General features: G+C 40.8%; 16 protein-coding genes, 17 tRNA genes, 3 rRNA genes and 1 riboswitch. Of the genes, 34 read left to right on the forward strand and 2 right to left on the reverse strand.

The window, feature by feature from the left end; all coding sequences use genetic code 11:
* Positions 1 to 50 precede the first annotated feature (50 nt).
* The 29 genes from hutU (at position 51) to MKY80_RS01285 (ending at position 17,674) form a co-directional block, all read left to right on the forward strand.
* A complete protein-coding gene (hutU, locus tag MKY80_RS01145) occupies positions 51 to 1,721 on the forward strand; it encodes a urocanate hydratase (RefSeq protein WP_089986932.1) in 1,671 nt (556 codons plus the stop codon).
* Complete coding sequence (hutI, locus tag MKY80_RS01150) at positions 1,718 to 2,995, forward strand: imidazolonepropionase (RefSeq protein WP_089986933.1); 1,278 nt, start codon at positions 1,718 to 1,720, stop codon at positions 2,993 to 2,995. Before hutU ends, hutI begins: the two co-directional genes overlap by 4 nt.
* 197 nt (positions 2,996 to 3,192) lie before the next feature.
* On the forward strand, positions 3,193 to 3,993 hold the full coding sequence (locus MKY80_RS01155) for an NUDIX domain-containing protein (protein ID WP_089986934.1): 801 nt from the start codon (positions 3,193 to 3,195) through the stop codon (positions 3,991 to 3,993).
* Between the two features lie 83 nt (positions 3,994 to 4,076).
* Positions 4,077 to 4,628: an isochorismatase family cysteine hydrolase gene (locus MKY80_RS01160; protein WP_036220239.1), complete on the forward strand. Its 552-nt coding sequence runs from the start codon at positions 4,077 to 4,079 to the stop codon at positions 4,626 to 4,628.
* Between the two features lie 9 nt (positions 4,629 to 4,637).
* Complete coding sequence (locus MKY80_RS01165; protein WP_342531586.1) at positions 4,638 to 6,119, forward strand: nicotinate phosphoribosyltransferase; 1,482 nt, start codon at positions 4,638 to 4,640, stop codon at positions 6,117 to 6,119.
* A gap of 22 nt (positions 6,120 to 6,141) precedes the next feature.
* Positions 6,142 to 6,756 carry a nicotinate-nucleotide adenylyltransferase gene (gene nadD / locus MKY80_RS01170; protein WP_089986936.1) on the forward strand — a complete coding sequence of 205 codons (615 nt, stop codon included), beginning with the start codon at positions 6,142 to 6,144 and terminating at the stop codon, positions 6,754 to 6,756.
* A gap of 148 nt (positions 6,757 to 6,904) precedes the next feature.
* Positions 6,905 to 8,758 (forward strand): SLC13 family permease, encoded by a 1,854-nt coding sequence (locus MKY80_RS01175; protein WP_089986939.1) that lies wholly within the window; start codon positions 6,905 to 6,907, stop codon positions 8,756 to 8,758.
* A 560-nt stretch (positions 8,759 to 9,318) separates the two neighbouring features.
* A 16S ribosomal RNA gene (locus MKY80_RS01180) occupies positions 9,319 to 10,870 on the forward strand.
* A gap of 234 nt (positions 10,871 to 11,104) precedes the next feature.
* Positions 11,105 to 14,032 (forward strand): 23S ribosomal RNA (locus MKY80_RS01185).
* Positions 14,033 to 14,098: 66 nt separating this feature from the next.
* A 5S ribosomal RNA gene (rrf, locus tag MKY80_RS01190) occupies positions 14,099 to 14,214 on the forward strand.
* Together the 16S, 23S and 5S rRNA genes with 17 tRNA genes alongside form the textbook arrangement of a ribosomal RNA operon.
* 11 nt (positions 14,215 to 14,225) lie before the next feature.
* Positions 14,226 to 14,301: transfer RNA gene (locus MKY80_RS01195), tRNA-Val, on the forward strand.
* A 4-nt stretch (positions 14,302 to 14,305) separates the two neighbouring features.
* Positions 14,306 to 14,378: transfer RNA gene (locus tag MKY80_RS01200), tRNA-Asp, on the forward strand.
* 13 nt (positions 14,379 to 14,391) lie between these two features.
* Positions 14,392 to 14,467 (forward strand) — tRNA-Thr (locus MKY80_RS01205).
* Between the two features lie 10 nt (positions 14,468 to 14,477).
* Positions 14,478 to 14,561, forward strand: a tRNA-Tyr gene (locus MKY80_RS01210).
* Between the two features lie 4 nt (positions 14,562 to 14,565).
* Positions 14,566 to 14,639: transfer RNA gene (locus MKY80_RS01215), tRNA-Trp, on the forward strand.
* A gap of 43 nt (positions 14,640 to 14,682) precedes the next feature.
* Positions 14,683 to 14,758, forward strand: a tRNA-His gene (locus tag MKY80_RS01220).
* Between the two features lie 9 nt (positions 14,759 to 14,767).
* Positions 14,768 to 14,842 (forward strand) — tRNA-Gln (locus MKY80_RS01225).
* A 13-nt stretch (positions 14,843 to 14,855) separates the two neighbouring features.
* Positions 14,856 to 14,928: transfer RNA gene (locus tag MKY80_RS01230), tRNA-Lys, on the forward strand.
* An 18-nt stretch (positions 14,929 to 14,946) separates the two neighbouring features.
* A tRNA-Arg gene (locus MKY80_RS01235) sits at positions 14,947 to 15,023 on the forward strand.
* 15 nt (positions 15,024 to 15,038) lie between these two features.
* Positions 15,039 to 15,112, forward strand: a tRNA-Pro gene (locus tag MKY80_RS01240).
* Positions 15,113 to 15,124: 12 nt separating this feature from the next.
* Positions 15,125 to 15,200, forward strand: a tRNA-Ala gene (locus tag MKY80_RS01245).
* Between the two features lie 13 nt (positions 15,201 to 15,213).
* Positions 15,214 to 15,306 (forward strand) — tRNA-Ser (locus tag MKY80_RS01250).
* Positions 15,307 to 15,310: 4 nt separating this feature from the next.
* Positions 15,311 to 15,386 (forward strand) — tRNA-Phe (locus MKY80_RS01255).
* 6 nt (positions 15,387 to 15,392) lie between these two features.
* A tRNA-Gly gene (locus tag MKY80_RS01260) sits at positions 15,393 to 15,466 on the forward strand.
* A 4-nt stretch (positions 15,467 to 15,470) separates the two neighbouring features.
* Positions 15,471 to 15,544, forward strand: a tRNA-Ile gene (locus MKY80_RS01265).
* Positions 15,545 to 15,551: 7 nt separating this feature from the next.
* Positions 15,552 to 15,628: transfer RNA gene (locus MKY80_RS01270), tRNA-Asn, on the forward strand.
* A gap of 1 nt (position 15,629) precedes the next feature.
* Positions 15,630 to 15,701 (forward strand) — tRNA-Glu (locus MKY80_RS01275).
* Between the two features lie 321 nt (positions 15,702 to 16,022).
* Positions 16,023 to 17,069: a nitric oxide synthase oxygenase gene (locus MKY80_RS01280; protein ID WP_342531588.1), complete on the forward strand. Its 1,047-nt coding sequence runs from the start codon at positions 16,023 to 16,025 to the stop codon at positions 17,067 to 17,069.
* Positions 17,070 to 17,134: 65 nt separating this feature from the next.
* Complete coding sequence (locus tag MKY80_RS01285; RefSeq protein WP_342531590.1) at positions 17,135 to 17,674, forward strand: hypothetical protein; 540 nt, start codon at positions 17,135 to 17,137, stop codon at positions 17,672 to 17,674.
* A gap of 44 nt (positions 17,675 to 17,718) precedes the next feature.
* On the opposite strand, the gene MKY80_RS01290 is transcribed toward MKY80_RS01285, so the two are convergent.
* The gene (locus MKY80_RS01290) at positions 17,719 to 18,951 is read right to left on the reverse strand and encodes an MFS transporter (RefSeq protein WP_008179626.1); all 1,233 of its coding nucleotides are present in this window, start codon (positions 18,949 to 18,951) and stop codon (positions 17,719 to 17,721) included.
* A gap of 151 nt (positions 18,952 to 19,102) precedes the next feature.
* Positions 19,103 to 19,279, forward strand: a riboswitch (Lysine riboswitch).
* Positions 19,280 to 19,361: 82 nt separating this feature from the next.
* On the opposite strand from MKY80_RS01290, the gene MKY80_RS01295 reads away from it, so the two are divergent.
* The 5 genes from MKY80_RS01295 (at position 19,362) to MKY80_RS01315 (ending at position 24,364) form a co-directional block, all read left to right on the forward strand.
* Entirely contained in the window at positions 19,362 to 20,825 is a 1,464-nt protein-coding gene (locus MKY80_RS01295; RefSeq protein ID WP_008179624.1) for an amino acid permease, read from the forward strand.
* A gap of 163 nt (positions 20,826 to 20,988) precedes the next feature.
* Positions 20,989 to 21,681 (forward strand): response regulator transcription factor, encoded by a 693-nt coding sequence (locus tag MKY80_RS01300; protein ID WP_089987061.1) that lies wholly within the window; start codon positions 20,989 to 20,991, stop codon positions 21,679 to 21,681.
* 5 nt (positions 21,682 to 21,686) lie between these two features.
* Positions 21,687 to 22,622 carry a sensor histidine kinase gene (locus MKY80_RS01305; protein ID WP_008179619.1) on the forward strand — a complete coding sequence of 312 codons (936 nt, stop codon included), beginning with the start codon at positions 21,687 to 21,689 and terminating at the stop codon, positions 22,620 to 22,622.
* Positions 22,623 to 22,758: 136 nt separating this feature from the next.
* Positions 22,759 to 23,682, forward strand: coding sequence for an ABC transporter ATP-binding protein (locus MKY80_RS01310; protein WP_008179617.1), 924 nt, complete (start codon positions 22,759 to 22,761; stop codon positions 23,680 to 23,682).
* Positions 23,675 to 24,364, forward strand: coding sequence for an ABC transporter permease (locus MKY80_RS01315; protein WP_008179615.1), 690 nt, complete (start codon positions 23,675 to 23,677; stop codon positions 24,362 to 24,364). The genes MKY80_RS01310 and MKY80_RS01315 overlap by 8 nt, the downstream gene beginning before the upstream one ends.
* 576 nt (positions 24,365 to 24,940) lie before the next feature.
* Here MKY80_RS01315 and MKY80_RS01320 read toward each other — a convergent pair.
* Positions 24,941 to 26,206, reverse strand: a complete 1,266-nt coding sequence (locus MKY80_RS01320; protein WP_008179614.1) for an Nramp family divalent metal transporter — start codon at positions 26,204 to 26,206, stop codon at positions 24,941 to 24,943.
* Positions 26,207 to 26,252 lie beyond the last annotated feature (46 nt).

Raw genomic sequence — 26,252 nt, forward strand, 5'->3', positions numbered from 1 at the left:
GTTTTATTTATTATTAATGTATTTATTATTTTAAAGGAGCGTGTTTTTTTATGGTATTTAAAACAAGTATTCGTGCACCACATGGGAATCAACTAACTTGTAAAGGATGGACACAGGAAGCAGCGATGCGCATGCTGATGAACAATCTTGATCCTGAAGTAGCGGAGAATCCAGATGAGCTGATTGTTTACGGAGGTATTGGAAAGGCAGCTCGTAATTGGGAAAGTTATGAGCAAATTATTGCTTCATTAAAAAAACTAGAGAATGATGAGACATTATTGATCCAATCAGGGAAGCCCGTAGCTGTATTCCGTACACATGAACATTCTCCGCGTGTTTTAATTGCCAATTCCAATCTTGTACCAGCGTGGGCTAATTGGGACCATTTCTATGAATTAGAAGATCGAGATTTAATGATGTATGGTCAAATGACTGCTGGAAGCTGGATTTATATCGGCGCACAAGGTATTTTACAAGGTACTTATTTATCCTTCGTAGAAGCAGGGAAAAAAGTATTTGGCTCTGCAGATTTACGCGGTAAATTCATCCTTACAGGTGGTATGGGTGGGATGAGTGGTGCACAACCTCTAGCGGGGAAAATGGCTGGCGCTGTCATTCTAGTTGTAGAAGTAGAGCGTGCCCGCATTGAACGTAAAATAAAAGAGGGCTATTGTGATTATCTTGTAGAAACTGTGGATGAAGCGGTTGCATTAGTAAATAAATTACGTGACCAAAAAGAACCAGCCTCGATTGGCCTTGTTGGAAATTGTGCAGACGTCAATCGTGAACTGTTGAATCGAGGGATCATTCCAGACTTTGTCACAGACCAAACCTCTGCACATGACCCGATAAATGGCTATATACCGAATAACATGACATTTGAGGAAGCATTAGCACTTCGTAAATCAGATGTAAAAACATATGAACGAAGAGCTAAGGAAACTATGGCAGAGCATGTTCGTACAATGCTAGAGTTCCAAGAGGCTGGTGCAGAGGTGTTTGATTATGGCAATAATATTCGCGCCTATGCTAAAGAAATGGGCGTAACCAATGCTTTTGATTTCCCGGGCTTCGTACCAGCCTATATTCGTCCGTTGTTCTGTGAAGGGAAAGGGCCATTCCGCTGGGCTGCGCTTTCGGGAGACCCTGAGGATATTTATAAAACGGATGCACTTGCGAAAGAGATGTTCGCTGAAGATGAAGGTCTAGTTAATTGGATCGATATGGCACAAAAAATGGTTAAATGGCAAGGATTACCTGCACGTATTTGTTGGCTAGGCTATGGCGACCGTCATCGCTTTGCGTTAAAAGTAAATGAAATGGTAGCGAATGGTGAGTTATCAGCTCCAATTGTTTTTGGTCGTGATCATCTTGATTCAGGTTCTGTTGCTTCGCCAAACCGTGAAACAGAAGGGATGTTGGATGGTTCAGATGCAGTATCGGATTGGCCGATTTTAAATGCGCTAGTTAATACAGCAAGCGGCGCCAGCTGGGTAAGTGTTCACCATGGTGGTGGCGTAGGTATGGGCTATTCACAGCATGCAGGGCAAGTGTTAGTAGCGGACGGATCGGAGCTAGCAGCAGAGAAAATTGCACGCGTATTAATTTCAGACCCTGGTATGGGTGTGGCTCGTCACGCAGATGCAGGCTATGACATTGCTATTCGGACAGCTAAAAACAAAGGTGTGCAAATACCAATGTTAAAGGATGATGTAAAGTGACTGTCTTAATTAAAAATGCTAATGAAGTGATTACATTAAAAAATAATGTACGAGGACCTCGCACAAAGGAGCAAATGCAAGAAATTGCTATAGTGGAAAATGGTAGTGTTCTTATTGAAGAAGATCGAATTGTTGCTGTAGGTGCTTTAGAGCAATTAGAGGTAGATTTTCCTGAACTAGTGAAGAAGGCTACTACAATTGATGCTTCTGGTAAGGTCGTTATGCCAGGGTTAGTGGACTGTCATACACATCTCGTACATGGAGGAACCCGTGAAGAAGAGTTTAATATGCGGCTCAATGGTTCTACCTATATGGAAATTATGAATACGGGTGGTGGCATTCACGCTACAACAAAGCGTACACGAGAAACTAGCTTTGATGAGTTGTATGAAAAAACAAGGAAGCACTTAGATATATTTTTAAAGCATGGAGTCACAACCGTTGAAGCCAAATCAGGCTATGGATTGGATTGGGAGACGGAAAAGAAGCAGCTTGAAGTAGCGAAAAAGTTGCAAGCAACGCATGATATGGATGTTATTAGTACTTTTATGGGTGCACATGCAGTACCTCGCGACTATAAAGGGCGTGAGGATGAGTTTGTGGATGTTTTGATTCATGAAATGCTACCAAAAGTTGCAGAGTTAGAACTGGCTGAATTTAATGATGTATTTTGTGAAAAAGGTGTCTTTACACCAGAACAATCTGAGCGTATTTTAGAGGCTGGGAAAGCCCTTGGATTAACACCGAAAATACATGCCGATGAAATTGAGCCTTATAAAGGTGCTGAACTTGCTGCAGAAGTGGGAGCCATTTCGGCAGAGCATTTGTTAGTAGCCTCTGATGAAGGTATTCAAAAAATGGCTGAAGCGGGTACAATTGCTGTCTTGCTGCCAGGAACTGCATTCTTTTTACGTGCTCCGTTCGCAAGAGGCCGTCTAATGATTGATGAAGGGGTACCTGTAGCCATTTCAACGGACTTTAATCCAGGATCATCTCCGACTATGAGTCTACCATTTATAATGAATTTAGCTTGCATGCATATGGGAATGACACTAGAGGAGGTACTAACGGCAACAACAATTAATGCTGCGTATGCAGTGAATCGAGGCGAACAAATAGGTTCCCTTGAAGTGGATAAAAAAGCGGATGTTATTATTTTAGATGTTGCTAATTATAAGCAATTACAATACTTCTATGGCATGAACCATACAAATACAGTTATTAAAAATGGGCAAGTTGTTGTACAAAATGGAATTTTGCTGAAAGAACAATAAAGTAAATGGGCATAAATAAGGCATAAAAGCTTTATTTATGCTTTTTTATTTTGATTAAAAAAATCTGATGATAATAGCTCTTTGAGGTACTAAATAAATAGGTTGCATTTTTTTCGGTAGGGGTTTATAATTCAATTAAATAGTAATTCATTGATTACAAATTACTGAAACCTTGTAATGATTAAAGGGGTTATATGATGTCAAAATTTCGGACGGAAGAAGAAATGCTAGCGCATTATGATTCTTCAAAATATAAAACACCTGATGGATACACAGCAGATATCGCAATTTTTACGATTACTTCGGAGAAAACAGAAGAAAAGGCACCGCCGAACATGACACTTAAAATTATGTTAATTAAGCGTGCTGCTAAAGATGCTGATGGAAATGCCAATATTGAAGGTGGAAAATGGGCGCTTCCGGGTGGGTTTGTAGATGCTCATCAAAAGGAATCAGCCTATATTGCAGCAAAAAGAGAGTTAAAAGAAGAGACGAATGTAGAAGGGTTACATGTTCAGCACTTTGGTGTTTACGATGATATCAACCGAGATCCTCGTGGCTGGATGATTTCAAATGCTTTTTATGCGATTGTTCCTGAGGAGCATATGGAACAGCGACAAGCAAATGATGATGCAGATGATGTAGAGTTATTTGATATTGAAAATGTATTTACACTTCAACTAGCCTTTGATCATCGTAAAATCATTGCAGATGCACTCGAATTTATTAAAAAAGACATGGTGCAAACAACCGTTGCTAAAAATTTTTTACCACAAGAGTTTACCTTATCAGAATTACAACGGGTACTACTGACAGTTGAAGACGATCCACGAATCGCTAATGATTCTGTATTTTTTACAAAAGCACCTAAACTACCTTTTATCGAAAAAGTAGTGGATGTGGAAGGAAAACCGAAGAAAACAAAGCGTAATTCGTTTAGGCCATCACAGCTGTATACTTTTAATGATTTTGAAGTAGTGGAATCGATTTATCATTAGGAAAGATTCGTCTTTCCTGATAACTTTAAAAACAGTAATTTGTAATTTAAGTATTACTAATTAAAAATTGGAGTGATAAAACGATGAAAAAGAGAGCATTAATTAATATTGATTACACTGTTGATTTTGTTGCAACTGATGGAGCTCTAACTTGTGGGGAGCCGGGACAACAGCTTGAGCAGGCGATTGTTAATTTAACAAGTGAATTTATCTCAAATAATGAGTTCACAGTATTCGCTATAGATGTTCATGAGCAAGAAGATGTTTATCATCCTGAAACAAAGCTATTTCCTCCACATAATATTCGTCATACCAAAGGGCGAGATTTATACGGGGCTTTAAAAACATTGTACGAAGGTAAGCAAGAATTGGAACATGTCTATTATATAGATAAAACTCGTTACTCGGCCTTTGCAGGGACAGATTTGGAGTTGAAATTGCGTGAAAGAGGAATTACAGAGCTTCATTTAATTGGTGTTTGTACAGACATCTGTGTTCTTCATACGGCTGTAGATGCTTATAATAAAGGGTTCGATCTTGTCATTCATAAAAACGCTGTCGCATCCTTTAATCAAACAGGACATGAGTGGGCTTTAAGTCATTTTGAGCATACACTTGGTGCCTCTGTTATTTGATAGTAAAGAATGGAGGGAAATGACGTGAAATACGCAGATGATAGTTTCATGTTACACACCGATTTATACCAAATAAATATGGTTCAGACCTATTGGAAGGACGCGGTTCATCAACGAAAGGCTGTTTTTGAGCTGTATTTTAGAAAACTTCCATTTGGCAATGGTTATGCGATATTCGCTGGCTTAAAAAAAGTAATGGAGTTTATTAATAACTTTGGTTTTTCTCAAAGTGATATTGAATATTTGCGTGAAGAAGGGAACTATCCAGAGGAATTTCTCCACTATCTCCAGAATCTAAAGTTTACAGGAACTATAAGGGGGATGAGAGAAGGAGAGTTGGTTTTTGCCAATGAACCTATTTTGCGAATCGAGGCACCATTGGCTGAAGCGCAATTAATAGAAACCCCCTTGCTAAATATTGTTAATTTCCAAACGCTAATCGCGACGAAAGCTTCGCGTATTAAAGAAGTGACGGGTGAGGATGTTGTGATGGAGTTTGGAACCCGTCGTGCTCACGAATTCGATGCGGCAATTTGGGGAACTCGTGCTGCTTATATCGGTGGCTTTTCTGCAACAAGTAATGTGCGTGCAGGTAAATTATTTGGTATTCCAGTTTCAGGAACACATGCGCATGCTATGATTCAAACCTATAGAGATGAATATACTGCGTTTAAAAAATATGCAGCTGCACATAAAGACTGTGTATTCTTAGTAGATACTTATGATACGTTACGGTCAGGTGTTCCGAATGCCATCAAAGTAGCGAAGGAATTGGGAGATCAAATTAATTTTATTGGTATCCGTTTAGACAGTGGTGATTTAGCCTATTTATCAAAGGTAGCAAGAAAAATGCTAGATGATGCAGGCTTTAAGGAAACAAAAATTATAGCATCCAATGATTTAGACGAATATACTATTATGCATTTAAAATCTCAAGGGGCGAAAATTGATGCTTGGGGAATCGGCACGAAGCTAATTACAGCCTACGATCAAGCTGCTTTAGGTGGAGTATACAAGTTAGTCTCTATTGAAAATGAAAATGGGGAAATGGTTGATACTATAAAAATCTCTGCGAATCCAGAAAAGGTGACGACTCCTGGGCGCAAACGAGTCTATCGTATTGTTAATAATGAGAATGGTCATGCTGAAGGTGACTATATTGCCCTTGATGAGGAAAATATTCAGCAAACAGAACGATTAAAGATGTTCCACCCTGTTCATACGTATATAACTAAGTTTGTGACGAATTTTACAGCGATCGAGTTACATGAAAGCATTGTAGAAAATGGGAAAGTAGTATTTGAGGAACCTACAATTCAAGAGACACAAGCATATGCAAAGAAAAATTTAAAATTATTATGGTGTGAGTACAAACGAACGATGAACCCGGAAGAGTACCCAGTTGATTTGAGTCAGGCTTGCTGGGATCACAAGAGAGCTATTATTCATGATATTAAAGAAAAAATTTCGAAGAAGATGGATACTAGATAAAAAATGACAGGAGGAAGATACGATGGCGAGAATAGGTATTTATGGTTCATCCTTTGATCCTATCACCAATGTTCATCTTTGGACTGCTAGCACGGTTGCACACCGTTGTAAATTAGATAAGGTCATATTTTTACCCTGTTCAAATAAGCGAAAAGATAAAACTATAAAAACAGAAGATAAGCATCGGTGGAATATGCTACATTTAGCAATTGCTAAGGATGATCGTTTTATAGCAGATTCCTATGAGATGGATCAAGAGGGATGGAATATTTACACGTATGACACGATGAAATACTTTAGGGAAAAACATCCAGAAGATGAAATCCACTTTATTATGGGCGCAGATTTATTAGTAGACATTGGAGCAGGACTATGGAAAAAGGGAGACGCATTAGTTACCGAAAATAAATTCATAGTTATGGCGAGGCATGGGGTTGATATGCTATCAACAATTAGCCGATCCCCGATTTTAAGAAATAATGATGATGGGAGATTTCATCTTATTGATAAGGGCTTAGCCATGGAAATTAGCTCTACCTATATTCGGGAAGAATTTGCGATGGGTGGAGAGCCAAGATATCTTTTGCCCAATGCTTGTTATGACTATATTAAAGAACATCATCTATATAAGAAATAAAAGTGTGGTTGCATGCCACACTTATTTTAATTTTGAAAAGATGGTGACTTTTACTATTTCTAGCCATTCGTAAGCTATAATAGAAATAGCAATGGTGACGGCTTTTTTGCTGTCAAAAATTTTAATGATTAATGTTAGAAAGGAATTCATGAATGTGCAGCTTACATTAACATTTCTTATTTTAGGTGCAACAATTTTCGCATTTGTGACCAATAAAATACGAGCAGATCTTGTAGCAATTGTGTCACTTTTAGCATTTGTTATTACAGATATTCTAACGCCCACAGAGGCATTAGCTGGATTTTCAAACTCTGTAGTTTTAATGATTGCAGGGCTTTTCGTCGTGGGTGCAGGAATATTACGCACAGGTCTTGCGGGAATGGCAGGACAGTTATTACTTAAATGGTCGGGCAATAGTGAGTTGAAACTATTTGTATTACTACTCATCATTGTTGGATCTGTCGGTGCATTTATGAGCAATACAGGTACTGTCGCATTAATGATGCCAATAGTTGTAAGTATAGCGATTAGTATGAAGGTCAGCCCTTCTAAATTTTTATTGCCACTCTCATACGTAGCTAGTCTATCGGGTCTTATGACGTTGATTGCGTCCCCAACCAATTTAATTGTCAGTCAGTTATTGGTAGATAGAGGATATAGCAAACTTGGATTTTTTGAGATAACTCCAATTGGTATAGTGGGTATGATTGCAGGAATTGCTTATCTAGTACTTGTGCGCAATATTCTGTTACCGAAAGATCAACATCGTACGCAAACAAATGAGGGCTATAAGCTTTCACCCAAGAAAATCATAAAGCAATATGATTTAAATAATCGACTATTCAAAATTTCTGTTCCAGAAGAATCACCTATTATTGAAACGTCGTTAGCAGAGTTAAAGCTACCAGCCAAGTACACGCTCTGTATGATGAAAATTCATCGCAAGTCACAAGAAGGTATCAATTTACTACCTATGACGTATCAAGAAATGGCTGGTCCCACAAGTGTGATTCATGCAAAGGACGAGCTGTATGTTCAAGGGGAAGAAGCGGATATTCGTCACTTTGTTGAGGATTATCACCTCGAGATGCAAGGATTAGTAGAAGGGGAAGCTGATGAATTGGTTTCGAAGCACCTCGGTATTGCAGAGGTATTGCTTACGCCAAATTCAAGCTTTATCAATGAAACAGTTAGTTCGTTAGGGTTTAGAGAAAAATACAATCTAAATATAATTGGTATTAATCGTAAGGGTGGTTATAAACTCCAAGACATGGTTTCGCATAAGTTGAAATTTGGAGACGCTATTTTAGTGCAAGGAGCTTGGGATGAAATTCTTTTATTAGCGAGAGAGACCCAAGATGTTGTGGTTGTGGGTCAGCCAAAAGAACACGCGAGTGTAGCAGCGGCAACAGGAAAAGCTGGTATTGCGGGGATTATTATGCTGTTTATGATTATGTTAATGGCATTTGAAATTTTCCCTGCTGTTATTTCTGTTATGATTGGTGCCGTTTTAATGATATTAACTGGTTGCTTACGGAACATGGAAGATGCGTATAGCAATATGAATTTTGAAAGTATAGTGCTAGTGGCCGCTATGCTACCAATGGCGACAGCGTTAGAAAAAACAGGAGGCATGGCTATATTATCTGACGGGATTATTAAAGTTCTTGGTGACTATGGTCCCTATGGTGTCCTCATAGGTGTTTATATTTTGACAGCTGTCTTTGGACAATTTATTAGTAATACGGCGACGGCTGTATTGTTTGCACCAATAGCTATGAGTGCTGCAATAGCAATGGAGGTTAATCCTACAACATTTATGATTGCAGTAGCAGTAGCCGCGAGTATGGCGTTTGCCACACCAATTGCATCCCCAACTAATGCGCTGGTAATGACAGCTGGGGGCTATAAATTTATGGACTTTGTAAGAATAGGGATACCGTTACAAATTGTTATGTTTATTGTCATGATGATAACTATCCCATTCTTTTTCCCATTATAAAATTCAGTTTAAGACTATAGATAAACTCAAACTTTTGAGTTTATCTATAGTCTTTTTTGAAATCAAGTAAAGTCGTTGACTCCATTTAGGAGTGTAGTGCCCCTCATTCCAGTTCACCTTTATATAAAAAACTGCATCTACATACTGAAAGATCGGTTTAATATCGATTTTTTTCCTGCTATCAAAAAAAATCTATTAATTTTTTCTTGTAAGATATGATAAAATTATATTTTAATTAGTGGTATAACATAAACCTTAAGGGTGAAAATATTATTTGTAGTCAAAGGTTTATTTTGATTATTAATATAGGAAGTAATTCTATGTCGAGAAAAAAAGTTAAACTTTTTTTGAAAAAGTGTTGACCTTTTAAAAATAAGGGTGTAGTATTATACAAGTCGCCACGGTGACACGCTAAAACAAAGCAAAACATGAACCTTGAAAACTGAACAAGCAAAACGTAATCAATAAAGTTTTAAGTAACTAGCTTAGCTAGTGAACAAAACAAAATTTTGGACATCAAAATTGATGCCAGCAAAACAATTTGAGCTAATCAAATTTCTTTTATGGAGAGTTTGATCCTGGCTCAGGACGAACGCTGGCGGCGTGCCTAATACATGCAAGTCGAGCGAACAGAGAAGGAGCTTGCTCCTTCGACGTTAGCGGCGGACGGGTGAGTAACACGTGGGCAACCTACCTTATAGTTTGGGATAACTCCGGGAAACCGGGGCTAATACCGAATAATCTGTTTCACCTCATGGTGAAACACTGAAAGACGGTTTCGGCTGTCGCTATAGGATGGGCCCGCGGCGCATTAGCTAGTTGGTGAGGTAACGGCTCACCAAGGCGACGATGCGTAGCCGACCTGAGAGGGTGATCGGCCACACTGGGACTGAGACACGGCCCAGACTCCTACGGGAGGCAGCAGTAGGGAATCTTCCACAATGGGCGAAAGCCTGATGGAGCAACGCCGCGTGAGTGAAGAAGGATTTCGGTTCGTAAAACTCTGTTGTAAGGGAAGAACAAGTACAGTAGTAACTGGCTGTACCTTGACGGTACCTTATTAGAAAGCCACGGCTAACTACGTGCCAGCAGCCGCGGTAATACGTAGGTGGCAAGCGTTGTCCGGAATTATTGGGCGTAAAGCGCGCGCAGGTGGTTTCTTAAGTCTGATGTGAAAGCCCACGGCTCAACCGTGGAGGGTCATTGGAAACTGGGAGACTTGAGTGCAGAAGAGGATAGTGGAATTCCAAGTGTAGCGGTGAAATGCGTAGAGATTTGGAGGAACACCAGTGGCGAAGGCGACTATCTGGTCTGTAACTGACACTGAGGCGCGAAAGCGTGGGGAGCAAACAGGATTAGATACCCTGGTAGTCCACGCCGTAAACGATGAGTGCTAAGTGTTAGGGGGTTTCCGCCCCTTAGTGCTGCAGCTAACGCATTAAGCACTCCGCCTGGGGAGTACGGTCGCAAGACTGAAACTCAAAGGAATTGACGGGGGCCCGCACAAGCGGTGGAGCATGTGGTTTAATTCGAAGCAACGCGAAGAACCTTACCAGGTCTTGACATCCCGTTGACCACTGTAGAGATATAGTTTCCCCTTCGGGGGCAACGGTGACAGGTGGTGCATGGTTGTCGTCAGCTCGTGTCGTGAGATGTTGGGTTAAGTCCCGCAACGAGCGCAACCCTTGATCTTAGTTGCCATCATTTAGTTGGGCACTCTAAGGTGACTGCCGGTGACAAACCGGAGGAAGGTGGGGATGACGTCAAATCATCATGCCCCTTATGACCTGGGCTACACACGTGCTACAATGGACGATACAAACGGTTGCCAACTCGCGAGAGGGAGCTAATCCGATAAAGTCGTTCTCAGTTCGGATTGTAGGCTGCAACTCGCCTACATGAAGCCGGAATCGCTAGTAATCGCGGATCAGCATGCCGCGGTGAATACGTTCCCGGGCCTTGTACACACCGCCCGTCACACCACGAGAGTTTGTAACACCCGAAGTCGGTGAGGTAACCTTTTGGAGCCAGCCGCCGAAGGTGGGATAGATGATTGGGGTGAAGTCGTAACAAGGTAGCCGTATCGGAAGGTGCGGCTGGATCACCTCCTTTCTAAGGATATTTTCGGAATACAAACCTTGGGTTTGTAAGATTACGTTTTGCGTTCAGTTTTGAAGGTTCATTCTTCTGAATGAAATACTTCAAAACTTGTTCTTTGAAAACTGGATAAAACGACATTGAAATAGTAACAAACACATTTATTTTTTTAAGTTTTTTATAGGCTTAATAACATTAAAAGGTTTCAAGACACGAGCAGTTAAATGCGATGTGTATTGGAAGCTGATAGGTTAAGTTATTAAGGGCGCACGGCGAATGCCTTGGCACTAGGAGCCGAAGAAGGACGGCACTAACACCGATATGCTTCGGGGAGCTGTAAGTGAGCTTTGATCCGGAGATTTCCGAATGGGGGAACCCACTACGTTTAATCGCGTAGTATCTTGACGTGAATACATAGCGTCTTGAAGGCAGACCCAGGGAACTGAAACATCTAAGTACCTGGAGGAAGAGAAAGAAAAATCGATTCCCTGAGTAGCGGCGAGCGAAACGGGAAGAGCCCAAACCAAGAGGCTTGCCTCTTGGGGTTGTAGGACACTCAATACGGAGTTACAAAAGAGCGAGTTAGATGAAGCGACTTGGAAAGGTCCGCCAGAGCAGGTAAAAGCCCTGTAGTCGAAAGTTCGTTCCCTCCTGAGTGGATCCTGAGTACGGCGGAACACGTGAAATTCCGTCGGAATCCGGGAGGACCATCTCCCAAGGCTAAATACTACCTAGTGACCGATAGTGAACCAGTACCGTGAGGGAAAGGTGAAAAGCACCCCGGAAGGGGAGTGAAAGAGATCCTGAAACCGTGTGCCTACAAGTAGTTAGAGCCCGTTAATGGGTGATAGCGTGCCTTTTGTAGAATGAACCGGCGAGTTACGATTACGTGCGAGGTTAAGCTTTAGAAGGCGGAGCCGCAGCGAAAGCGAGTCTGAATAGGGCGAAATAGTACGTGGTCGTAGACCCGAAACCAGGTGATCTACCCATGTCCAGGGTGAAGGTAAGGTAACACTTACTGGAGGCCCGAACCCACGCACGTTGAAAAGTGCGGGGATGAGGTGTGGGTAGCGGAGAAATTCCAATCGAACTTGGAGATAGCTGGTTCTCTCCGAAATAGCTTTAGGGCTAGCCTCGTGATGAGAATACTGGAGGTAGAGCACTGTTTGGACTAGGGGGCCATCCCGGTTTACCGAATTCAGACAAACTCCGAATGCCAGATATTTATACACGGGAGTCAGACTGCGAGTGATAAGATCCGTAGTCAAAAGGGAAACAGCCCAGACCACCAGCTAAGGTCCCAAAGTAATCGTTAAGTGGAAAAGGATGTGGCGTTGCACAGACAACCAGGATGTTGGCTTAGAAGCAGCCATCATTTAAAGAGTGCGTAATAGCTCACTGGTCGAGTGACGCTGCGCCGAAAATGTATCGGGGCTAAACGATTCACCGAAGCTGTGGATTGACATCTACGATGTCAGTGGTAGGAGAGCGTTCTAAGTGCGTTGAAGTCAGACCGGAAGGACTGGTGGAGCGCTTAGAAGTGAGAATGCCGGTATGAGTAGCGAAAGACGGGTGAGAATCCCGTCCACCGTATGACTAAGGTTTCCTGAGGAAGGCTCGTCCGCTCAGGGTTAGTCGGGACCTAAGCCGAGGCCGATAGGCGTAGGCGATGGACAACAGGTTGATATTCCTGTACCACCTCCTCACCGTTTGAGAAATGGGGGGACGCAGTAGGATAGGGCAAGCGCGCTGTTGGTTATGCGCGTCCAAGCAGTAAGGCGTGTGTGTAGGCAAATCCGCACACTGTAACGTTGAGCTGTGATGGCGAGTCCGTATGGACGAAGTTCCTGATTTCACACTGCCAAGAAAAGCCTCTATCGAGGTGAGAGGTGCCCGTACCGCAAACCGACACAGGTAGTCGAGGAGAGAATCCTAAGGTGTGCGAGAGAACTCTCGTTAAGGAACTCGGCAAAATGACCCCGTAACTTCGGGAGAAGGGGTGCTCTTGAGCGTGCAAGCGCATGAGAGCCGCAGTGAATAGGCCCAGGCGACTGTTTAGCAAAAACACAGGTCTCTGCAAAACCGTAAGGTGACGTATAGGGGCTGACGCCTGCCCGGTGCTGGAAGGTTAAGAGGAGTGGTTAGCGCAAGCGAAGCTGCGAATTGAAGCCCCAGTAAACGGCGGCCGTAACTATAACGGTCCTAAGGTAGCGAAATTCCTTGTCGGGTAAGTTCCGACCCGCACGAAAGGCGTAACGATCTGGGCACTGTCTCAACGAGAGACTCGGTGAAATTATAGTACCTGTGAAGATGCAGGTTACCCGCGACAGGACGGAAAGACCCCGTGGAGCTTTACTGTAGCCTGATATTGAATTTTGGTACAACTTGTACAGGATAGGTAGGAGCCAGAGATCTCGGAGCGCCAGCTTCGAAGGAGGCGTCGGTGGGATACTACCCTGGTTGTATTGAAATTCTAACCCATGCCCCTTAGCGGGGCAGGAGACAGTGTCAGGCGGACAGTTTGACTGGGGCGGTCGCCTCCTAAAAGGTAACGGAGGCGCCCAAAGGTTCCCTCAGAATGGTTGGAAATCATTCGTAGAGTGTAAAGGCACAAGGGAGCTTGACTGCGAGACCTACAAGTCGAGCAGGGTCGAAAGACGGGCTTAGTGATCCGGTGGTTCCGCATGGAAGGGCCATCGCTCAACGGATAAAAGCTACCCCGGGGATAACAGGCTTATCTCCCCCAAGAGTCCACATCGACGGGGAGGTTTGGCACCTCGATGTCGGCTCATCGCATCCTGGGGCTGTAGTCGGTCCCAAGGGTTGGGCTGTTCGCCCATTAAAGCGGTACGCGAGCTGGGTTCAGAACGTCGTGAGACAGTTCGGTCCCTATCCGTCGTGGGCGTAGGAAATTTGAGAGGAGCTGTCCTTAGTACGAGAGGACCGGGATGGACACACCGCTGGTGTACCAGTTGTCTTGCCAAAGGCATCGCTGGGTAGCTATGTGTGGACGGGATAAGTGCTGAAAGCATCTAAGCATGAAGCCCCCCTCAAGATGAGATTTCCCATTACGCAAGTAAGTAAGATCCCTCAAAGACGATGAGGTAGATAGGTTCGAGGTGGAAGTGTGGTGACACATGGAGCTGACGAATACTAATCGATCGAGGACTTAACCAAAAAAGTTTGAAACCTTCAATGAACCGTTTATCCAGTTTTGAAAGAATAAGCTTTCAATTGAATAAGTGAAGTGATGATGGCAAAGAGGTCACACCCGTTCCCATACCGAACACGGAAGTTAAGCTCTTTAGCGCCGATGGTAGTTGGGGGCTTCCCCCTGTGAGAGTAGGACGTCGCTTCGCTTATTTTTTATGGAGGATTAGCTCAGTTGGGAGAGCACCTGCCTTACAAGCAGGGGGTCGGCGGTTCGAGCCCGTCATCCTCCACCATTTTGGTCCCGTGGTGTAGCGGTTAACATGCCTGCCTGTCACGCAGGAGATCGCCGGTTCGATCCCGGTCGGGACCGTTATTTTTTTATTGCCGGTGTAGCTCAGTTGGTAGAGCAACTGACTTGTAATCAGTAGGTCGTGGGTTCGACTCCTATCGCCGGCACCATTATTCCCTTGGAGGGGTAGCGAAGTGGCTAAACGCGGCGGACTGTAAATCCGCTCCTTAGGGTTCGGCGGTTCGAATCCGTCCCCCTCCACCATTTTAGGGGCATAGTTCAACGGTAGAATAGAGGTCTCCAAAACCTTTGGTGTGGGTTCGATTCCTACTGCCCCTGCCAGGTATTGAGGTACTCGTTCATATATGGCTGTTATTATATAGTGGCGGTTGTGGCGAAGTGGTTAACGCATCGGATTGTGGTTCCGACATTCGTGGGTTCGATTCCCATCAGTCGCCCCATTTTAAAATTGGGGTATAGCCAAGCGGTAAGGCAACGGATTTTGATTCCGTCATGCCTAGGTTCGAATCCTAGTACCCCAGCCATTTTTTATTTTACGAGCCATTAGCTCAGTTGGTAGAGCATCTGACTTTTAATCAGAGGGTCGAAGGTTCGAGTCCTTCATGGCTCATCATTTTTTATTAATTTTGCGCCCGTAGCTCAATTGGATAGAGCGTCTGACTACGGATCAGAAGGTTATGGGTTCGACTCCTGTCGGGCGCGCCAATTTATTCATGTTTTCGGAATGTAGCTCAGCTTGGTAGAGCACTTGGTTTGGGACCAAGGGGTCGTAGGTTCGAATCCTGTCATTCCGATCATCTATAAATGGGGCCTTAGCTCAGCTGGGAGAGCGCCTGCCTTGCACGCAGGAGGTCAGCGGTTCGATCCCGCTAGGCTCCACCATTTTAATATTTTTGGAGGTATACCCAAGTCTGGCTGAAGGGATCGGTCTTGAAAACCGACAGGCGGGTAACACCGCGCGGGGGTTCGAATCCCTCTACCTCCTCCATTTCGGGTCAGTAGCTCAGTTGGTAGAGCATTAGATTGAAGCTCTAAGTGTCGGCGGTTCGATTCCGTCCTGACCCACCATTATTTGCGGGTGTAGTTTAATGGTAAAACCTCAGCCTTCCAAGCTGATGTCGTGAGTTCGATTCTCATCACCCGCTCCAAAATGGGCCTATAGCTCAGCTGGTTAGAGCGCACGCCTGATAAGCGTGAGGTCGATGGTTCGAGTCCATTTAGGCCCATCATTATTCCGAAGTAGCTCAGTTGGTAGTAGCACCTGACTGTTAATCAGGTTGTCGCAGGTTCGAGTCCTGCCTTCGGAGCCACGGCCCGTTGGTCAAGTGGTTAAGACACCGCCCTTTCACGGCGGTAACACGGGTTCGAATCCCGTACGGGTCATCAAGCATGTAGCACAGTTGTGTGCTACATGCTTTTTTTATCTTTGCATAAACAGGTATCAAAGCTATAAATCCTTTGACAAGGTTTTGTAGCTTTTTAATGTTAGGTCTAAACATTTCCTTCTACCAAATGCTCATAATCCCTCTCTTTTTATAGGCTCGTTTAAAGGAGTACTATAATTCAATTACTACTTGGAACGATGCTTTATAGTAAATTTGAACAAACTATTTCATATATGCAATATGTATGTTTTTTCACTAGCTATTTTCATGGTGCTTATTGCCTCGTTCCTCTAATATGAGGATAAGTGGAGGAATCGATATGAATATACAGGAGATACAATGTTTTTTAAATCAATACCAGCTGGAACAAAATGAATCCAAACTTTGGTTAGAAAATAGATTACAACTGATTAAAAGTGCAGGGGAATATAAGCCTACAACAGAGGAGCTAGTTTTTGGCGCACGAGTTGCATGGCGTAATAGCAATAAATGTATTGGACGGTTGTTTTGGCAATCATTGCATGTAGTAGATGCACGAGAAGTTTTAGATGAACAGGGCATTTTTCAAAAGTTACTAGAGCATATTGAGTATGCCACTAATCATGGGAAAATTCGTCCAACTATAACAGTGTTTGCAACTGACAGAGTACGGATTTGGAATCATCAGCTAATTCGTTATGCAGGCTACGAAACAGAAGAAGGCATTATTGGAGATGCACATTCCATCATTTTTACAAAAGTATGTGAATCGATGGGCTGGAAAGGCGAGCGTACGCCGTTTGATGTATTACCACTTGTCATACAGGTAGATGGACATGCTCCCCAACTATTTACGATTCCTACCGAGTATATTTTAGAGGTTCCAATACGTCATCCGGAATCGGAAGCTGTAGAGAAATTAGAATTGAAATGGTATGCTGTTCCTATTATTTCGAGTATGCGTTTTCAAATGGCTGGCATTGATTTTCAAGCAGCTCCATTTAATGGCTGGTATATGGGGACTGAAATTGGGGCACGCAATTTAGCCGATCATGAGCGTTATAATATGCTCCCAGCTATTGCGGATATATTTAATCTGGATACAACCAAACAAGCTTCTCTTTGGCGTGACCGAGCATTAGTGGAGCTCAATATAGCTGTCCTTCATTCTTTTAAAGAGAATGGTGTGAGCATTGTAGATCATCATACTGCTGCTCAGCAGTTTAAATTATTTGAGGAAGCTGAGGAATCAGCAGGGCGAGAAGTTACGGGTAACTGGACATGGTTAATCCCACCACTTTCCCCTGCGACCACTCATATATTCCATAAGCCTTATGTAAATACCTACCATACGCCCAATTATTTTTATCAGAAACCATGTTATTAACTTTAAAGGAGTTGTTCATAAACGAACAGCTCCTAAGTACCTTTTTAGGAGAGAGGCAATTCAAGATGTTGAACCAAAATATTTCGAATATCCCTTGGCAACAATTGACGACACCTTATGGCAGAGGAACAGACATTCCTCGCCTAATTGAACAGGAACAATATCAAGAGCTGACTGAACTAATCGAACATCAAGGAACACTTTGGCAGGTGACGCCATGGGTTTTGCTTATTCTTTTAAAAAAGCTTTCAAGTAAAAATGTGAAGGAAGTCTCCTTAGCAGAAATAGAGCTTTATTTAGCTGTGGCTCATGCAATAACTGAGGATTATCAAGATTCAACACATAACGTTTCAACGATGCAAGAGCTTTTGGATACGAAATATTTATGGGTGGAAAATGAAGAGGATGATGAGCTGGAATGGGAGGAAGATACACCTAGAGGCTATGAACCAGAAGCTTTTTTAGGCTATTATTATTTTAGTTTTTTACTCCTTCAAGAGGCAATCCCTGTTTTTACTGCTATTAAGGCACATACCAAGAGCACAACAGAGGAACTTGAGGAACTGCTAGCCTTACTAAAACATCAAAAAAAGAAATGGATATAGACAAAAAGCAGATGGGGTCAGATCACTTCCCCAACTGCTTAAATTTAATGGACATATTCATCTTTAGAGGCTCGCATGGAACATAAGAAGAGTGTCATAGCAACAACAACAAAGAGCCAGCCGGCAATATTCCAACCACCAAATAAATCATGGAGGTATCCGAAAAGAATCGGCCCAATGGCAGCGAATAAATAGCCCAATGATTGTGCAAACCCTGATAGATCAGCGGCTTCAAATGCTGTACGTGTGCGAAGTGTAAAGAACATCATTGCTAATGCGAATGAAGCTCCACCTGCTAAACCTAGAAGGATCATCCATAATATCCCCAACGTTGTCCATTCCATTACAACGCCGACAAATCCTACTAAATAGAACGATGTAAACATAAGGACAAGTGGTCTTTGTGAAGTCATTTTACCAGCAATAATGGGGACAGCCAATGCCATGGGGACTTGTGAGAATTGCATAATGGAAAACATCCAACCAGCTTTATCAGGAGCCAATCCCTGCGCAATATAAATTTCAGGAATCCAAGCTGCTGTCGTATAAAATAATAAAGATTGTAAGCCCATTGCACCTGTTACTGCCCATGTAACAGGTGATTTCCAAAGGGGTTTACCTGTTTTTTTGGCCGTAGTAGCTGGTTCTGGCTTATTCAATTTCAATTGAGGTATCCAAATTAAAATCGTTAATACGACTAATATAAGCGCCACAGCCAATGCTCCCTGCCAACCTAGTGAAGAATTAGCTATTGGATAACTAATACCTGCTCCAAGTCCAGCCGTTAAGTTCATCGACATAGTAAAAAATGCCATTAGTAACCCTACATGGTATGGAAATTTTAATTTTAATAAACCTGGAATCAACACATTTCCAAATGATATGGCTACGCCAATGAGCACTGTGCCAAATACAAGTAACCCTGTTGTACCGAGGGAGCGTAGTACAATTCCTAAGGCCAATAAAATCGTGGATAAAAATAAGGTTAGCTCAAGCCCAAGTTTTCGTGCTACAACTGGTGCGAATGGTGATATAGTGGCAAAAGCAAGCAATGGAATAGTTGTCAAAAAACCGGCTAGAACATTGGAAATACCAAGATCGTCACGGATAAAGGATACAATTGGACCCACAACAGTTAGTGGCATTCGTAATGTAGACGCTATAAATATTATTCCAAAAACTAATAATAAGGTTGTTCCCTTCCAGCTAATTTTTCTATTCGTGTAGCTGGCGGAATGATCATGTAAAGTCAAAATTATTCCCCCCGTTATTACCATTCTAATTGAACTACTATAACACTTTATTACACTATTAAAAATAGTGGAAAATTCACAAAATACAAAACATTAATGGTTATATTGAAATGTCTTAGGTCTTATGTTAGTATAGTAAATATCATAAATTTAATAATTATATGCCTCATGTTTGTAATGAGGTAGAGGTCGCGATATTTATAAGTAAGCTTATTGAAATGACAAGCATTGAAGAGATTAGCTGAAAGGAAATATTGCCGAAGTGTGAGGGGACTTGAAAACCTCATGCTGGGGCTGTCTCCGAAAGGAACAGAACTGTCACGTTTGTACAACGTGTTGAGCTATCGTTTAGGAAAAACTGAGGATTAACTTAGCCATCACATTGTTCATGTGATGGCATTTTTTTGCCTCATAAATAGGAAGGAAGCTATATCGTGAGTGAAATAAAAGTAAATCAGCTCGGCCATAATGCACCGAAGCTGAAAAAAGAATTAAAAAGCCGTCATATCACAATGATTTCTTTAGGCGGTACAATTGGTACAGGGCTATTTTTAGCCAGTGGTGGTGCCATTGCACAAGCAGGACCGGGAGGCGCATTGCTTGCCTATGCCTTAATCGGTATTATGGTATATTTTTTAATGACAAGTTTAGGGGAAATGGCTGCCTATATGCCATCCTCGGGTTCTTTTAGTACGTATGCGACAAAATTTGTAGATCCCGCTCTAGGCTTTGCACTAGGCTGGAACTATTGGTATAACTGGGCAATTACGATTGCAGCCGAAATTGCGGCAGTGTCATTAATTATGAAATATTGGTTCCCAGATAGCTCATCAGCACTTTGGACAGTATTATTTATTGTAATTGTACTGACATTTAATTTATTGTCTGTAAAGAGCTATGGTGAAAGTGAATATTGGTTTGCGATGATTAAAGTGGCTACGGTCATTGTATTTATTATTATTAGCATATTAATGATTTTTGGTATTTTAGGTGGACAGGCACCTGTAGGTTTTACAAATTTCTTTATTAGTGATGGACCATTCCATGGTGGCTTCCTTGCTACATTTGGTATTTTCCTTGCAGCAGGATTTTCATTCCAAGGAACAGAGCTACTTGGGGTAACAGCAGGGGAAACAGATGATCCTGGAAAAAATATACCGAAGGCAGTAAAATCGGTGTTTTGGCGTATTATTTTATTTTATATTTTAGCTATTGCTGCTATAGGGATGTTAATTCCATTCACAGATGAACGCTTATTATCGGAGGATATCGCTGTATCTCCATTTACTCTCGTGTTTGATCGTTTAGGTATTGCTTTTGCTGCCTCCTTAATGAATGCCATTATTTTAACGGCTATGCTATCAGCAGGTAATTCTGGACTGTATGCATCTTCACGTATGCTATGGCAATTAGCAGTGGATGGTCATGCTCCTAAATTCTTTGCAAAGCTAAGTCGTCGAGGTATTCCGATTTATGCATTGATCGCAACATTAGCTGTAGGCTGTGTAGCGTTTTTAGCATCATTCTTTGGTGATGGGGTTGTTTATATCTGGCTATTAAATGCCTCTGGGATGTCAGGTTTTATTGCTTGGCTAGGTATTGCATTTAGTCATTATCGTTTCCGTCGTGCTTTCGAGGCACAGGGCTTAGATCCAAAGCTATTACCGTATAAAGCAAAGCTATACCCATTCGGTCCACTATTCGCCTTTACTATTTGTATGATTGTTGTAATTGGACAGAATTACACAGCGTTTATCGGAGGTACAATCGATTGGTATGGTATCCTTGTTTCCTATATTGGTATTCCACTGTTCCTATTGCTATGGCTAGGGTACAAAATTAAACATAAAACAAAAATGCTTCCTCTTAAAGATTGTGATTTAAAAGTGGAAAATTAAATAGAAGAGCTGTTCTATAAACCGCTGTATAATGGTTGATGGAACAGCTTTTTTTATATAGAGACCTTTAAAATTATTACTAAATTAATATCATATATATGGTAGTATACTATAGATATGGAAGTGTGATTTTTGACTTTCTAGTAGAGAGAGGTGCATGAAAATGCAAAAACATATTTTACTAGTGGAAGATGATGAGGCTATTCGCGAAATGGTAGCGAATTTTTTATTATTGGAAGGCTTCGAAGTCACCACTGCCAATAATGGTGAAGAGGCATTGCAATATTGTTTAAATCAAACCTTTGATTTAGTCATCCTAGATATTATGATTCCTAAGCTTAATGGATTAGAAGTTTTAAAAGTCATTCGAGAACAGGCAGCACTTCCTATCATCATTATGTCCGCAAAGGATAGTGATGTAGATAAAGCGCTTGGCTTGGGATTAGGGGCAGACGATTATATTGCTAAGCCATTTTCTATGCTGGAATTCTCTGCTCGCGTAAAGGCCGTTATTAGAAGAGCTACAAAATACGCTGGCCAAACAGATCACAAACAAGATGTAGTAGTCATAGGCGATTTAAAGATAGATATTGTTAATTTTTCAATAAATAAAAGTGGACAAGAAGTGAAGCTAACATCAAAGGAATTTGCCATCTTAAAGCTATTTGTAACAAACCGTAACCGAGTTTTTACCAAAGAGCAAATTTATCAGCTAATATGGAAAGATGCATATTACGGTGATGAAAATATTATTAATGTACATATTCGAAGGCTACGCGAAAAAATTGAAGATGATCCATCCACCCCCCAGTATATTAAGACGCTGTGGGGAATTGGCTATAAGTTTGAAGGATAACAAATATGATAATCATTCTATTAATCATAATTGTGGTGCTTATAGGAATAGTTATTTTTCAATGGAAAACAAAAAAAGAACAAAATCAGACGATCCAATATATGAATGAAAAACTCCAAGGCATTGTTCAAGAAAAAAGTAACGAAAAGATTTTGGTAACTACAAGCAACTCACAAATTCAACAGTTACTTATTTCGATAAACGCTTGGCTGGACCATCACCAAAAAGTTCAGGCGACACATCGCAAAATGGAAGATTCCATGAAAAAAATGCTGGCGAATATTTCACATGATTTAAAAACGCCCTTAACGGTTGTGTTAGGCTATATTGAAATGCTTCAGCTTCAAGGCTCAGCTAGTGAAGGGGAACGTCAAAGACTATTAGCGGGCGTACATGCTAAAACACTAGAAGTATTAAAAATTATCCATACATTTTTCGATCTTGCCAAATTAGAGGCAGGGGACACAGATTATCCAATCACTAAAATCAATGTCTGTGAAATTAGCCGTAAAAATATATTATCATTTTACGATATGGTCACGTCGATGGGACTGAATATTACTATTACAATCCCTGAAACACCTATGTATGCCCTTGGCAATGAAGAAGCGTTAGATAGGGTTCTCAACAATCTTTTATCCAATGCTCTTGCCTATGGGGCGGATGGTAATGTAATTGGCTTAACCGTAAGAAATGATGAAACGACTATTTATATAGATGTATGGGATTGTGGTAAAGGAATCGATGAATACCATATTGATAGTGTTTTTGAGAGAATGTACACGCTAGAGGACTCTCGCAATAAATCCTTCCAGGGGAGTGGCTTAGGTTTAACGATTACAAAGCGATTAGTGGAAATGATGGACGGTTCCATCCAGTTATCAAGTATCCCCTATAAAAAGACCATTTTTACCATTGCATTAAAACGAATGATGTATTGAAATCACAGCTTGTGGAGCTTTTATTGTGCTTTACAGGCTTTTCTTATGCTCTTAAGAAATTTGTAAGAATCCAGTAATAAATTAGAGAGTTTCATTTTTTATAATGATAATAGCCACATTTGAGGGAGAGATTGACATGACATACATTGTGAAAACAAACCAGCTTACGAAAGTGTACGAAGGAAAAGAAGTGGTTTCTGCTGTCAATATGAACGTGAAGAAGGGAGAGATTTATGGCTTTTTAGGCCCTAACGGAGCGGGTAAAACGACAGTTATGAAGATGCTAACGAATCTGACGAAGCCAACAAGTGGAGATGTTGAAATATTTGGTGAGAGGTTGACCGATCGATCGTATGAACTATTAAAAAGAATGGGAACGATTATTGAATATCCTATTTTCTATGAAAAATTAACGGCTAGAGAAACGTTAGAACTACATTGCGAATATATGGGCTATTACAATAAGCAGGAAATTGCTCATGTCCTTAACCTTGTAAAATTGACAAATACAGAGGAGAAGAGGGTAAAAGATTTCTCATTAGGGATGAAACAGAGACTAGGTATTGCACGCGCTATTATTACAAAGCCAGAGCTCCTTATTTTAGATGAGCCAATTAATGGACTAGACCCTATTGGGATTAAAGAATTGAGAGAGCTTTTCAAAATGCTCTGTACGGAGTATGGCATTACAATCATTATCTCTAGTCATATATTAGGGGAAATTGAACAATTGGCCGATACAATTGGTGTCATCAAGGAAGGTAGACTCATTACTGAAGTAACGATGGATACGATTAATCGTAATCAAGCCGACTATATTGAAGTGATCGTAAACGATGGCAAAAAAGCAGCCTTTATTTTAGAAAGTAAATTAAAAATGGCTAATTTCAAACTAATGGATGATAATTCTATACGAATTTATGATTTGACAGTATCTCAAAAAGTTCTAACAAAAACATTGATTGAACATGACATTGAAATAGAGGAGATTAGCAAGAAAACAAGCACATTAGAGGATTACTTCCTTAAGCTAATAAATGGAGGGATTGTTCATGCTTAATTTAATGCGTTTAGAAATGAAAAAATATCATTTAGGCTCCTATGTTAAAAGTGCTTTGTTTGCTAACTTTATTATTTTAGGATTTATGTTTATGATTTTATTTATTTCTAAAGTAGAAGGGGAAGTTGGTATTGAAAATTATGAAATGGCTTTAAGTGTCATTGATTCATTTGTCAGAGCGGTATTTATTATTTTTGCAGCTACATTAATAGCTAAGCTGATCATCGGAGAATATAAGTTTAAAACAATCACATTGGCCTTTATGTATCCTATAAGCCGAAAGAAATTAATCGCTGCTAAGCTTGCGATTGTCATGCTGTTTACCTTTAGTGTAATCATCGTTTCCAATGTCTTGATTACAACCATCTTTTGCATCGTAAGCGATAAATTTGATTTAATTCCTGATATATTATCTAATACTTTAATCATGCAACATATACCATCTGTACTCATGAATGCAATTGCTGCCTCAGGGATGGCCTTAATTCCGTTGTATTTCGGTATGAGAAAATACTCTATTCCAGCAACAATTATTTCTTCTATTCTAATCGTATCAGTGACTTCATCCAATACAGGTAACTTCACATTAAATGACATCATTATTATTCCAATCTCGTTAGCAATTATAGGTATTAGTATTGCCTATCTAGCTATCCGCAATATTGAGAAGGTTGATGTTTAATGAAAGAGCCAGGTACTCATAAGTTTTGTTGATATCGAACGATGATGATAGCAATTCGATCGTTTGTTACACTCACATAGTTGGTCTTGTAAAATAGGTAACTAAACTTATTAAATATAGAAATAAATTAACGTAAAGCAATAAAAATAAGTAATTAGATTCCCATAATAGAAATTTAATTAAAATAGAAAAAGAGATGGCCAATAAAATAGTAAATAAAAGATTTCCTTTTTTGGCATGATGGCATTGTATAACTATTAATACAATAATAAGTATAGGTATATAAAATTGTATGGAAAAACCTCCTATATTAAAAATGATAAAAAAGGAAATATATGTTTTATCAATCTTATATTTATTTAAAGGTGATTTCAATGAGGAAATTAAGAATTGCAACCATTGTTGCTTTATTATCAACGTAACTTCTGCACTGCTTTAGCTAACCTACTAGAGCATCGGATCATGTATGATCCAATGGTAGTAAATTTGTTTATAATTGTCACCTTTAGATTATCAACAAAAAGGCATCGAGATTTTTCTTCTCGATGCCTTTTGTTAGTCTATTAATTCACTATTTTACCCAAATATTGTTTCACCTAGTAAGTAAATATTTAATGCCACAACGATGACAACTACAAACCATCCTAAAATAGTAGTAATACGGTGGTTCACTAAGCCACCCATAATGTCTCGTTTGCTTGTAAACATAACGAGAGGGACGAGGGCAAATGCAATACCGAAAGATAACACAACCTGACTAAGAACGAGCGCATGGGTTGCGTTTACACCGGATGCAATAATCGCTAAAGGAGGCACCATTGTAATGGCTCTCCGTAAATAAAGTGGTATTTTTCGTTGAATGAAGCCTTGCATTACTACGTCACCTGCTAATGTCCCTACAGAGGAGCTAGCTAGCCCTGCAATTAGTAAACCAAGACCAAAGGAAATGGCAGCCATTGGGCCGAGAGCATCCTTTAGGCCGTTATAGGCAACATCTAAATCCTCTACTACAATCCCCTGTGTGTGAAATACTGCTGCCGCGATAATGAGCATACTCATATTGATGGCTCCAGCAATGATCATTGCGATGATAATATCAATAAATTCAAAACGGAAAATTCTTCTTTTTTCTTCTTCATTACGACCGATAATACGACTTTGTGTTAAAGAAGAATGTAAGTAAATAGCATGGGGCATGACGGTCGCACCTAAAATACCTGTTGCTAATAGTAATGAGTCCACCCCTTCAAATTGAGGCGTAAACATACCAAACGCTACTTCGCCCCATTCTGGCTGTGCTAAAAATGTTTGGAAGGCAAATGCTAATACGACAATTAAAACCATGCCAGAAATGCCTGCCTCGAAGGCTCTGAACCCTCTTCTTTGAAGCTCTAGAATAGCAAATGATCCGACTGCTGTAATGATAGCTGCTGGAAGCATAGGGATATTAAATAACAAATAAAGCCCTAATGCGGCCCCGATAAATTCAGCAAGGTCGGTAGCAATAATGACTAATTCAGCCTGAATCCAAAGAAATATAGATGTCTTTTTAGAAAAATGTTCACGTGCCACCTCAGGTAAATTTTTTCCTGTCGCAATACCAAGCTTGGCAGATAAGGATTGGATGAGCACCGCCATTAAATTAGAAAAGGCTATTACCCAAAGGAGTAAGTAACCATATTGAGAGCCAGCTGTAATATTTGTGGCAAAATTGCCAGGGTCAATATAGGCGACCGCTGCAATGAATGCAGGCCCAAGAAAAGGTAAAAACCGTCGCCAACCTTTTATATCTCCATCTAAAACCGCCTCAGCAGACGATTTTGTGACTTGTTTGTATACCATATTTGTTCCCTCATTTCAAAAAGTATCGTTCGTGAAATAAAGTTTC

Source organism: Lysinibacillus sp. FSL R5-0849, assembly GCF_038595075.1.
Lineage (GTDB): Bacteria > Bacillota > Bacilli > Bacillales_A > Planococcaceae > Lysinibacillus > Lysinibacillus fusiformis.